Here is a 12,403-nt window from a genome sequence, read left to right as displayed (position 1 = left end):
CTACTCCCCTGTCGGCTGCGCGCCGGGGGCCGCCAGCAGGACCTGCCGGAGATCCTCTGCGGAGAGGTGAAAACGGCTGCCGCCCCGGACGGCCTGACGCCAAAGAGGTTTGAAGACCCGCAGCATGGCGCGGTAGGTGGGAAGCCTTGGCGTGTGGGAGTTGCCCCCCTTGTTCTCGCGGCTGAAAGCGCTACTCTGTTCGGTCCACCGGTCCGTCTTGATCAGGTACTTGGCATAAGCGAGAAGGCGGGATTCCAGGGAATCATTGAGGTCGAATCCGCGGAATGTCCCGTAACGCTCAGCGTTCTCCACGCCGATATGGTCCCAGCCGCCCTCACCAAGCTCGTACACGCTGCCCTGGATGATGCGGAACATATCCAGAATGTCCCAGACCAGCTCGCATTCGGCCCGTGTCATCGGCTCGCTGATATCTGCAAATTCCTCGGCATACTCTCCTGCGAAACCGTTCTCGAGGACCTTTAGCGACCGCACTTCCTGATCGTGGTCGTAGTAAGACTCCGTGAGGCCGCCCTGAGTGGCGAGAAGGTTGCGGTGAAGCAGCTGGAGTACCTTGCGCTGGAACAACGTCAAAGACACCGCCTCTTCGCCACCGGGACGGGAGCTCCCCAATTCATCCGGCTGCTCGACCGCCAGGTGCAGTTCGAGCGCTTCGCGAATGTAATTGCTGAGCGTGACACCGCGTTCCTCTGCGGCTTCGGCGATCCGATCCCGCGCCTCATCCTCCAGCCTAATAGTTACCGTTGCCATTGAAGTCGTCCTTTCTGGGCCCATACCCATCGAGAGATAATACGGTCATACCTGCAATACAGTATAACACTATCGTAAGACACTCGAACATGATGCATCCCCTGGCCAGAAGCCGCCACCGACGAACGCATAACGGGTGGCGGCAACGCAGCGGCAGCGCCGAGGTTCAAGGTTTGGACACTTCCCGGCCGGCCATCCTTTTGTCCAGCCCCTCGCAGAAAGCAAACACAAGTCAGGTGACACGCTCGCCCGGGTGGCCGTAAACGGAACAGCTCTCAAGGTGCGGCAAGATAAATGCATGGCCTCATCTTCTTTTGCTGCTCTTTTGGACAAGCTGTACTTCGCCGCATCCGATGAGCATGACAAGGGAAGCAAGTTTGAGCGCCTGATTCAGTCCTACCTGAAGCTGGATCCGCAGTACGCGGACCAGTACAGCGACGTGTGGCTGTGGCGCGAGTGGCCCGGCCGCAACGGGCAGGTCGATACCGGAATCGACCTGGTGGCCCGGGAACGCGGCACCGGTGATCTCGTGGCGATCCAATGCAAGTTCTACGATCCGGCCCGCAGGCTGGAGAAGAAACAGATCGACTCCTTCTTCACGGCCGCCGGCAAGGCCGATTTCAGCTACGGCATGATCATTTCGACCACGGATAACTGGAGCAAGCACGCCGAGGACGCGCTGCGGAACCAGTCCAAGCCGGTGACCCGGCTGCGGTTCCAGGACCTGGAGAACTCGGTCGTGGACTGGTCCACCTTTGATCCGGACCAGCCCGAGGAGATGGAGCGCAAGGACAAGAAGCGGCCCCGCCCGCACCAGCGCACCGCCATCGAGAAGGTCCGCGACGGCTTCCGAACCCGGGACCGGGGCAAACTGATCATGGCCTGCGGCACCGGCAAGACCTATACCTCCCTGCGGATCGTCGAGGACCAGGTCCCGGTCGGCGGCAGCGTGCTGTTCCTGGTTCCCTCCATTTCCCTGCTGCAGCAGACCCTGAGCGAGTGGACGGCCGAGGCCGAGTTGCCGCTGCGCCCGTTGGCCGTCTGCTCGGACACCAAGGTCGGGAAAAAACATGAGGACCTGAGTGTCCACGACCTGGCGTTCCCTGCCTCCACCGATCCGCAGAAGCTCTATGCCCGTTCCCGGATCAGCTCCGGCCAGGACGCGGTCACCGTGGTCTTCTCCACCTACCAGTCCATCGACGTCGTCGCCCAGGCCCAGGCTCTGGGGCTGCCCGAGTTCGACCTGATCATCTGCGACGAGGCGCACCGCACCACCGGCCTCACCCAGGGCGACGACGATGACTCGGCGTTCGTCCGGGTCCACGACCAAGACTTCATCAAGGCCCGGAAGCGCCTCTACATGACCGCCACCCCGCGGATCTACGTCCAGGACTCCAAGGCCAAGGCCGCGGAGAACGACGTGAAGGTCTTCTCCATGGACGACGAAGCCACCTACGGCCCCGAGTTCCACCACCTCGGCTTCGGCGAGGCCGTCGAGAAGAACCTGCTGGCCGACTACAAGGTCCTCGTCCTGGCCGTGAACGAGGAATCGGTCAACAAGACCTTCCAGCAACTGCTCACCGACGAAAACAACGAACTGACCCTGGACGATGTGGCCAAGATCGTCGGCTGCTGGAACGGGCTCGCCAAACGCGGCATCGACCAAAACCGGCTCGAGGTCACCGGCGCCCCCATGCGCCGGGCCGTCGCCTTCGCCCAGAACATCAAAGAATCCAAAAAGATCGCCGGCATGTTCGCCGACGTCACCGACCAGCTCGCCCGCGAACACGAAGGCTCACTGCGCTGCGAGGGCGAACACGTCGACGGCACCTACAACGTGCTCGAACGCAACGAAAAGCTCGACTGGCTCAAGTCCGACACCGCCGAAGACGGCGAAGTCTGCCGGATCCTCTCCAACGCCCGCTGCCTCTCCGAAGGCGTGGACGTGCCAGCCCTGGACGCAGTGCTGTTCCTGAACCCGCGCAACTCCCAGGTCGACGTCGTCCAGTCCGTCGGCCGCGTTATGCGCAAGGCCCCCGGCAAAGAGTACGGCTACATCATCCTGCCCATCGCGGTGCCCACCGACATAGCGCCGGAGGAGGCGCTGAAGGACAACCGGAAGTACAAGGTCGTCTGGGACGTTCTGCAGGCGCTGCGCGCCCACGATGACCGCTTCAACGCCATGGTCAACAAGCTCGAACTGAACAAGGCCAAAGACGACAAGCTCCAGATCATCGGCGTCGGCGGCACTGGAGACGCCGGGGACGAGCCGGGCAAGACAGACCTGCAGTCCGGCGAGCAGACGCGCCTGAATTTCCCGAACCTGGAAGACTGGCGCAACGCCATCTACGCCCGCATCGTCCAGAAGGTCGGCGACCGCCGCTACTGGGAAGACTGGGCCAAAGACGTCAAGGACATTGCCGAACGCCACACCCTGCGCATCCGCGGCATCCTCGACGATCCCGGCTCCGGAGTCCAGGACGAGTTCGAGAAGTTCCTCGAAGGCCTGCGCGGGAACCTCAACGACGGCATCACCCGCAATGACGCGGTCGACATGCTCTCGCAGCATCTGATCACCAAGCCGGTCTTCGACGCCCTCTTCCAGGACTACTCCTTCGCGGCCCACAACCCGGTCTCGCAGGTGATGGAACGGATGCTCGACGTGCTCCGGGGCAGGTCCCTGGAGACCGAGACCGGGTCCCTGGAGAAGTTCTACGCCTCGGTGAGGATGCGGGCCGAGGGCATCGACAACGCCGAGGGCAAGCAGCAGATCATCACCGAACTTTACGAGAAGTTCTTCAAGTACGCCTTCCCCCGCGCCGCCGAGTCCCTGGGCATCGTCTACACCCCGGTCGAGGTCGTGGACTTCATCATCCGGTCCGTCGACGACGTGCTCCGTGCCGAATTCGGCGCCTCCCTGTCCGATAAGGGCGTGCACGTGCTGGACCCGTTCACCGGCACCGGCACCTTCATCGTCCGGCTCCTGCAGTCCGGCCTGATCCGGCCCGAAGACCTGCTGTACAAGTACACCAACGAACTGCACGCCAACGAAATCCTGCTGCTGGCCTACTACATCGCCGCAATCAACATCGAAGCCACCTTCCACGGCATCACCCGCGAACAAGACCCCGACGCCGGCTACGTCCCCTTCCAAGGGATCGTCCTGACCGACACGTTCCAGATGTCCGAAGACGGTGACACCATGGACGAGGCCATCTTCCCGCAGAACAACGAACGCGCCGCCCACCAGAAAGCCCTCGACATCCGCGTGATTATGGGCAATCCGCCCTACTCCGTGGGACAGACCAGCGGCAATGACGGGAACGCCAACCTGAAATACCCGAGTCTGGACGAATCCATCAGCCGCACCTACGCCGCCCGGTCGACGGCGGTCAACAAAAACTCGCTCTACGACTCCTACATCCGCGCCATCCGCTGGGCCTCCAACCGGATCGAAGGCTCCGAACACGGCGGCATCATCTGCTACGTCTCCAACGGCGGCTACATCGACTCCAACACCGCCGACGGCCTCCGCAAAACCCTCGCCGACGAATTCCATTCCATCTACATCTACAATCTCCGCGGCAACCAGCGCACCGCCGGCGAACTCTCCCGTAAAGAAGGCGGCAAGATCTTCGCCTCGGGCAGCCGCAACACCGTCGCCATCATGCTGCTCGTGAAGAAACCTGGCACCAGCACCGGAGCAGCCATCCGCTACAGGGACATCGGCGACTACCTCACCCGCGAAGACAAGCTCGCCATGATCGACAACAGCACCATCGCCTCCATCGACTGGCAGACCATTGCACCCAACGCCGACGGCGATTGGATCAACCAGCGCAACACCTCCTTTGAAACCTTCACCCCGATTGGGGATAAGACAGCAGGCAACAGCGGCATCTTTGCTACCTACTCGCGCGGTCTGGCAACGGCGCGTGATGCCTGGGTCTACAACTCTTCCAAATCAAAGCTCGAAGAGAACGTCCGCCAGTCCATCGAGTTCTTCAATACCCAGTCTCGTGACTACCAGTCCGCCCGGGCCGCGGATCCCTCGCTCACCGTTGACGCGTTCATCAACCTCGACCCCGCCAACTTCAGTTGGAACCGGGCGGACAAGGTACAGATCGGCCGCGGCACCCGATACGAGTTCCGGCAGGACGCCATGCGGACCTCGATGTACCGCCCATTCAACAAGCAGCGCGTCTACTTCGACCGGCAATTCAACGACATGGTATACAAATTGCCCAGCAATTTTCCCGTTTCCGACCTAGAGAACATTGGACTTTACGTCATTGCTCCTACACCAAGGACGCCGTTTTCAGTCATCGCCGTGGACGCACTCCCGGATGTTGGTATGTTCATGGATGCGGCACAGCTCTTCTCACGCTATACATACATCGCGGTGCCAGTAGACGAACACGATCTATTGAGCGAACTGTCAGGCTCCGAGGGTTTCCACCGCGGATACCGGCGACTGGATAATATTTCCGATTGGGCACTCACCGATTACCGCGAAAGCTATGGCTCTGCTGTCACCAAGGACGACATCTTCTACTACGTCTATGGAATCCTGCATTCCCCGGACTATCGAAGCAACTTCGCCGCAGATCTGAAGAAAATGTTACCCCGCATCCCCAAAGTCGGCACGAACACTGATTTCAAAGCTTTCACCGCTGCCGGTCGCGAGCTTGCAGCCCTGCACATCGGCTACGAAGAGGCTGAACCGTATCCACTAGACGAAACGCCGGTAGGGGCCAAGGTGCAGGACCCGTATCGTGTCAGGAAGATGAGCTTCGGCAGGGGCAAAGACCGCAGCCGGATCGTCTACAACGAGCACATCACCCTTTCCGGCATCCCTGAGGAGGCTTACAGGTACATGCTCGGATCTCGGTCAGCCATCGAATGGATCATGGAACGCTATCAGGTTAAAACGGACAAGGCCTCGGGCATCGTCAACGACCCGAACGACTGGCGTGATGAGGTGGGCAATCCCCGGTACATCATCGATTTACTCAGGAAAGTCGTCACAGTAAGTATGGAGACCACCCGGATCATCGCTGACTTGCCACCGCTAGGTGTCACCAAATGACACAAGACGGACCCAGACAACCACGGCAGGTCGTTGTCCCGGGACCTGCCGGTGCGGATGCATTCATGGCCCGGGTGGAGAGGTTGGCCGGACACTTCACCCCCGCCGATTCTTGGGAGGAGTTTATAGCCCAAGCACCGATAGTGGTTGGGGAATCTGTAGAGGCAATGGTCCGGCTACTGGCCGGACAGGACCTGCTGAATGTCATTGAGCTTGTCCGCAGGCATGAAATTCCGATGACAGTTGATGACTACAGAGAAAGTGAGTCGGAACAGCTTCCGGCTGTGATTGACGTTGTGGCCATAGTGGCCCTCAGCCTGGGCCAGCGTCTCAGTCCGGACACCAAGCCGGAGAAGCCCACGGAGGCGCTGGTTTCCCAACTGGCCCGTCATGCCCGCGACATAGTGCTCGTTGGAATAATGCTGTCGAAGGCGATGCGAGATAAGCCTGAGCTTGGACCGTTGCGCGATCTCGCCGGCCAGTTGGTATCCCATGACCTCGTCGTCCGGGGGCGACATTATGAAAGAGTCAGCCGGGTAATCAACCGAGAGATTCTCGGAGCAAGCGGCATCCAAATACTTCTCAACCGGGAGTTTGGCTTCGATCTATCGGACGTCGAGCAGGTGGCCGAAGCGATTCAGCAGTGTTACCAGAAATCACTTGACCCGTTGCGCCATTCGCTGGGTCGGATCCACGATCTGATGGAATCGAAGACCGATCCGACCGAACAAGAACGCGAGGAACTTGCAAAATCACTCCACGCTGCCCTGAACAGCCCCGCTGAATCATCAACTTTCACAGCCGGAGACCTGACCCACTACTGCAGCGTACCCGTGGAGAAGATCGACAAGATCCTCCGCACGTTTAGCAGGCCCTTTGCCACTGCCGATCCCGCGCAAGAGATCCTTAAGCTGATCCACGGGGTGACGAGTTTAAGCCAGATCGCCGCTTTGCGAGACGCCGACGGGAACCACACGATACTCCAGTCCGGCATCAGCGCCGAGATGGTAAGGCCTCGTCTCGAGGCGGGCCTCAGGACCAAGCAAAACTCTTGGCAGAGCTACGGCCGGCAGCGGGACAATCTGGTCGAGAAACTGGCAGCCAGAGAGTTGGCACAGTTATTCGGGCTGGCCTCACCCACCTATGAATCCCTGAAGTACCTGACCGCACCTGCCGGCTCGGACGTCAGCACCTTGTCCGCAGATGCTACCGACCCCAAAAATGCAGGGCAGCTCGTGGAAAGCGACGGGCTTCTGGTCCTCGACGATGTGGCAGTGTGCCTGGAGGTCAAAGCCGGGGCCTTGTCCGAGAAAGCGCGAACCGGAAATGTCCAGCGCGTTACCGAAGACATCAGGAAAACAATCGGTGCCGCAACGGAACAGGCCCAGCGGCTTGAGGAGCTGATCCTTACCAACGGCGGAATATGGCGGGCCAACGGCAAGTGGCTGGATTTATCGACGGTCCGGGAAGTTCATACAGTCGTTGTCTGCTTGGAAGACTTCGGGCCCTTGGCCATCGCTGCCGATACCCTCGTCCGGGGCGGAATCCTCACAGGCCCGACAATGCCGTGGATTGTATCCATGCATGATTTGATCCTCATCCGCGAACTGCTGGATTTCCCCGCGCAGTTCCTGCTCTACCTGCGGCGTCGAACTGATCCCGCCACCGCACGCTTGTTCGTTGCGTCAGACGAACTCGACCTGTTGATGTGGTTCCTCCAAGGCGGCTTGTACTTTGAACCCGACCCGGACGAGATCCACGCCCGATACCCGTTGTCCGGACGCCCCTCCGGCAAGGACCGGGCGCGCTACCGTAGCCAGAAGCCAAGCCGCGTAGGAACTTTTACGGACCCTCTCGATGCCTGGGCTTACTACACTGACGGTACTTCGACTACGCCGGCTCCCAAGCCTCAGCGCCGCGACGCTTCCCAAGTTCAGGAGCTGGTTGAGTTTCTGGATGAGGACCATAAACCCGGTTGGCTTCGGTTCGGCGCCGATTTGCTCAACCTCTCCGGCGAGGGACAGGCAACCCTCACTGCAAACGTTTCCAAGATAGTGAACGACGCCAGACAGGATCGTAGGTTTCACTCGGTTGTCCAGGAATTCGTCGGCCACTGGGGACACGCCCTACTCTTTGTCAGCGCATCGGCCGGCGGCCACGACGAGTCCTTGGAGCGTCTCGACGTGTACATGCGTCTGAAGAAATATCAGCTCAAGGCAGACCGAGCGTTGGGCGTCCACCTCGACGAGAACGGCGACGTCATGGGCGTGTTTTATCTGAACGGGCCTGAGCAGGATGACCCAGCACTCGATGAAGCTGTGACCGCCTTAGGCCTGAGGCGGGCTGAAGGCAGAACCAGGGCAGTACCACCATCGGCACGGAGGCCAACTTCACGAGCTCCCGGCGGCAAGAGGAAAAAACGCCAGCCTCGGAAGCGTTGACCATGAATCGGTCGTCACCAAACTAGGCAATCCCCGCCACTTGTACGCCCCCTCTATTCCCGCCCCTCACGCCATTGAAGGTACGGGAGGATGTAAGGAACGCTGATAACAGCACATATGTCCCTCGCCGATTAGTCTGCCGATCCGGCAGGTGAATGCCAACGCCAAGGCTCTAACGCTGCCGGAGATTCGGTTTCGGCACCGTGTTCGGCGGGGTGTGCTTGAGGCTGGCCTAGGATCGGTCGTGTGCATCAGCGATCAGGCGGCAATCGATGACCTTCAACCCTGCCCCGGGAGATGACCCGGCCTTTGCGGGTCGAGATGGAGGACCTCAAGCGGATGCCAGCGGAGGGAGTACGCCGCTGCAGGAGCGGATACCCGGGCAGTCGGTCATCAGCGAGCTGCTGGCCGTCCACGAACGGGACCGGCCCCAGTCCCGGCTGGGACGGGTCTTCGGCGCTGATCCGCTTGGCCCGGACAGCCGCCCCTGGTACCTGGGCGCGCTGGGAGAAATCCGGGTCGGCAAAATCCTGGCCCGGCTGGGTCCGGACTGGACGGTGCTGCACGCCGTGCCGGTCGGTGCCGGCACCTCCGATATCGACCATGTAGTGATCGGTCCGGCCGGGGTGTTTACCCTCAATACCAAAAACCATGCCAACCAGTCCGTCTGGGTCGCCGGCAACACGCTAATGGTGGCCGGCCACCGCCAGCGCCACATCCCCAACGCCGCACACGAGGCCAGCCGCGCAGCCAGGCTCCTGACTGCCGCCGCCGGTGAACCGGTTGCGGTTACCGGGGTGCTGGTCATTGTTGGGGCCAAGACCCTAACGGTCCGCGAACAGCCGGCCGGGGTGGCCGTGGTGACGGACCGGCAATTGCTGCGCTGGCTCACCCGGCGCAAACCCGTCCTCGACCCCGTACAGGTGGCCCGGATCGGTGCGGCGGCCTGCCTGCCGGGAACCTGGCACCGGAACCCGCCTGTCCCTGCCGAAACCGCCGCCCTGCACCGCGGCTTCGCCGGACTGCAGCAGCTGGTGGATTCGGCCCGGCGCCGGCGCATCGCCTGGGCTCTGGGCGCCCTGGCCGCCTTGCTGGCCACACTGATCCCGGCAGCAGCCACCGTGCTCCTGACCGTTTTTGCACCCTGACGGCAGGAACCGGCCAGCCGGGTTTTCCAGGCCGCCTCCCGCGGCCGGCCGTTGCTGTCGATGCCGGGCGGATTACTCCCGTTGTCCGTCGCTGCGCCTGCCCAGATGCTCTGCCAGCCGGGCCCACCACCCGGGCCGGTCCAGCACCAGCCCGTCCCTGCCGACCAGGCGCGTGTGGGTGTCCGCACCCGAGCTGCCGGGCAGAACGTACACCCTGGCCCCGGCAATGCCCCAGTCCTGCAGGCCCATCTCGACCCGCCGGCCGGTGCCTGCCTGGCGGATGAAGTCTTCGGCAACGTTCCTGCCGTTGAAGGCCACGCACCCGGGCCGGCCCGCCCGTACCAGGGCAGCCAGGCGCACGTGGCCGGCGCCGTGTGCGTCGGCTTTGTTCAGGTCGGTCAGGCCGATCCCCAGCTCCGGAAGAACCCCGTCATCCTCCCAGCCCAGCGCCTCGGTGGTCAGGCCCGAATCGTAGAGCAGGTCCCAGAACCTGTTGCCGCCGTCGGCGTAGTAGTGGCCCGCCTCCAGGCTCGCACCATCCGGGTAGTCCCCGCACACCAGGACCGGCAGCCCCATCACCACCCGGTCCGGCAGGCCCTGCCTGTTCATTCCCCGTCTCCTTCACCCCGGCCCTCCGGCCGTTCCTGTCAGGTTATCGGGTGCCGCAGCAGGCTCCGGTCCGCCGCGTAACCTGCCGCAAAAGCACATCGGTCAGGCCAACTCGACCGGCGGTGGGATGGCGGATCATGCCGCTACGGCATCCGAAGCGCCGTGCCATCGGGTTAGGCTGGCAGGACAAGGCGCCGGCGCCGTCCAGATGCTGCAGCGAACTCCCGTAGCTCATGTCTGCTGGACAGAAAAGCTACAGTGTAAGCCTGCAGCCTCGCTGGTAACCGCGCATATGTCTGGCGCTCGTTCCCCCAGTTGCCCGTGGAAGGCGCACCAGGTGCCCTCCACCACCCGGGGGCTCGAAGCTATTCCATCGAGTTGGGTATCCGATTATGGACGGGCGGCCGTCCATCAACGTCCGGTGTAGAAATGCGGCTTTACGGAACGGCCTCAAGCAGGGCCTGTTACCGGAAGGATTGCTATTTGGATGGCAGACATCTATGCTTACTACCGAGCTTCCTTCCTGCGGGATGGAAGAAGTGAGGCCAGGACCCCCGCGCGGTAATGACGGGACCTGGCCTTCGCGCTGCCTAGAGCTTTATGCGTGACACCAGGACATCCTGGATGATGACTGACATGTACCGCTCATCTCCTGTCTCGGCATCTCCGTAAGCGCCGAGCACCTGGTCAGCGACCCAAAGCATGGGATCCTCCGACCCGCGCAGCCAGTCAACGCGCAGATTCACCGGCAAGGCACTCTTGCCGCGCAGTTTCGGAATCAGATTGCGATCGCGGGCATTTAGGGATGGTGTGCGAGCCTCGAGGATCACCTGTGATCCTCCCAGGTCTTCGACCTCCCAGCAAAGCCGTTCGATGCACTTGGCACGAGCGCGCTCCTGCCGTTTTGGGTCCAAGGGAGTGGCGACGACCACGAGGTGGTCCAGACTCAACGAGGCTATGGTCTCGACGGACTGAAGCTTGGCCTTGTGGTCGAGGTCCCTCCAGTGCAGTTTCGGGCCGGACCTATGGATCATGCGCATAGCCTCGCGGGCTTCGGCGGCCGTTGCCTCATCTGCCAGAGCTGCTCCCAGCAGGTACATGGGCTCAGAGACTTTGCTGGTCCGCATGCTTTCATCTCCCCAGGCACCTATGGCCCCGGGGGCGGCAATCCTGTCCTTCATGCCCTCCACTTACCTGCACGATGCGATACGTGCGGACCTTCGCCGTGCACGATCCTTGCCCTTCCTGCTTCCCAGCACTTCACTGGAGCACTCTAGCATATTGTGTATATTTAGACACAAAAGCTGGTATATTGTGTTTTCATGACACAAAAAGTGCAGGGTGTAGGGCGCCGGATTGCTGCATTCCGCAAGCGGGAAGGGCTGTCGGCGCAAGAACTGGCAGAGGATACGGGGATGTCCCGGTCGGTCATTGCGAACATCGAGAACGGCCGCCGTGATGACCTCACTGTTACCGAGCTTCTGGCCATTTCCCGGGCGCTGCGTGTCCCACCCGTCGCGATCCTTTTCGACGTCACCAAGCCGATGTCCCCGGTTCCTGCCTCCAACACCGGGGAGGAGCAGGTGCTTCGCCCCCGAGCCATTGATGTTATTGACTGGGTAGCCGGGCTGGATGCGCCGAGCCAATGGAGTGATGACCGGGCAAGCATGGAGGCTGAGCTTGCCGAGAACGGGCCGGCGGTCATGCCAATGACCGGAATGATCCTGGAAGCCACGTACGGTGAAAGCGGATGGGATGCCGTCAGGCTCCTGACCGTAGGGCGCCAGCTTCGGACCGCAACCGAAAAGCATGCCCAATTGACCCGCGACTTCGCCTGGTATGTCAGGACCGGGCACTTCGGCTGGGAACCGAGCTCCAGTGAGCACCTGCGTCTCATGGACGAAGTGCGCGACCTGACGGATATCGAATCCGCTAGTGCCCTTGAGGGGTTCGTAGTGAAAGTGTCGAAAGCAGCCCCCGATCAAGCCAAGGAAGCAGAACGCGCGGTCCGGCGTCTTCGCTCTTCGGCCCAGGATATGCGGGAGCTTCGGGGACTTCTGCAATCGCTCGGAGGAGACCCCAGCGGATCCCCCGATCCCACCGACGAATCCGGTTTCCCGGCGTTTGGCTTCGAACAGGTCATCACGCTCTGGTCCCGCACCCGGTTCCGGTTCATGAGAGACCTGGTGGAAGGCCAATTCGATGCCGCCAAATACCGGACTGCAAACCAGATTCACCGGGCGATCAGCGCCGGCAAACTTCGACTGAAAAAGGGAAGGGGAGAAGCTTTCGGCGAGGACCCGGAAGAAGCTGGCGGACATTAGTACCGCTACAGGCATTTCCATCCA

The 12,403-nt window shown here is 61.7% G+C and carries 7 protein-coding genes; 4 read left to right on the top strand and 3 right to left on the bottom strand.

The window, feature by feature from the left end; all coding sequences use genetic code 11:
• A complete protein-coding gene (locus tag LVY72_RS14105) occupies positions 1-768 on the bottom strand; it encodes a YfbU family protein (RefSeq protein ID WP_237821936.1) in 768 nt (255 codons plus the stop codon).
• A gap of 298 nt (positions 769-1,066) precedes the next feature.
• On the opposite strand from LVY72_RS14105, the gene LVY72_RS14100 reads away from it, so the two are divergent.
• From LVY72_RS14100 to LVY72_RS14090, 3 genes are all read left to right on the top strand, one after another.
• On the top strand, positions 1,067-5,857 hold the full coding sequence (locus LVY72_RS14100; protein WP_237821934.1) for a DEAD/DEAH box helicase: 4,791 nt from the start codon (positions 1,067-1,069) through the stop codon (positions 5,855-5,857).
• A 65-nt stretch (positions 5,858-5,922) separates the two neighbouring features.
• Entirely contained in the window at positions 5,923-8,298 is a 2,376-nt protein-coding gene (locus LVY72_RS14095) for a hypothetical protein (RefSeq protein ID WP_237821932.1), read from the top strand.
• 272 nt (positions 8,299-8,570) lie between these two features.
• The gene (locus LVY72_RS14090) at positions 8,571-9,446 is read left to right on the top strand and encodes a nuclease-related domain-containing protein (protein ID WP_237821930.1); all 876 of its coding nucleotides are present in this window, start codon (positions 8,571-8,573) and stop codon (positions 9,444-9,446) included.
• A 72-nt stretch (positions 9,447-9,518) separates the two neighbouring features.
• Here the strand turns inward: LVY72_RS14090 and LVY72_RS14085 are convergent, their stop codons facing one another.
• Positions 9,519-10,055 carry a mismatch-specific DNA-glycosylase gene (locus tag LVY72_RS14085; RefSeq protein ID WP_237821928.1) on the bottom strand — a complete coding sequence of 179 codons (537 nt, stop codon included), beginning with the start codon at positions 10,053-10,055 and terminating at the stop codon, positions 9,519-9,521.
• Between the two features lie 590 nt (positions 10,056-10,645).
• Complete coding sequence (locus tag LVY72_RS14080) at positions 10,646-11,236, bottom strand: hypothetical protein (protein ID WP_237821926.1); 591 nt, start codon at positions 11,234-11,236, stop codon at positions 10,646-10,648.
• 141 nt (positions 11,237-11,377) lie between these two features.
• Between LVY72_RS14080 and LVY72_RS14075 the strand changes: the two genes are divergently transcribed.
• A complete protein-coding gene (locus tag LVY72_RS14075; RefSeq protein WP_237821924.1) occupies positions 11,378-12,379 on the top strand; it encodes a helix-turn-helix domain-containing protein in 1,002 nt (333 codons plus the stop codon).
• Positions 12,380-12,403 lie beyond the last annotated feature (24 nt).

The organism is Arthrobacter hankyongi, assembly GCF_022012395.1.
In the GTDB taxonomy this organism is placed as follows: Bacteria; Actinomycetota; Actinomycetes; order Actinomycetales; family Micrococcaceae; genus Crystallibacter; species Crystallibacter hankyongi.
This window is presented reverse-complemented; position numbering and strand designations above follow the sequence as displayed.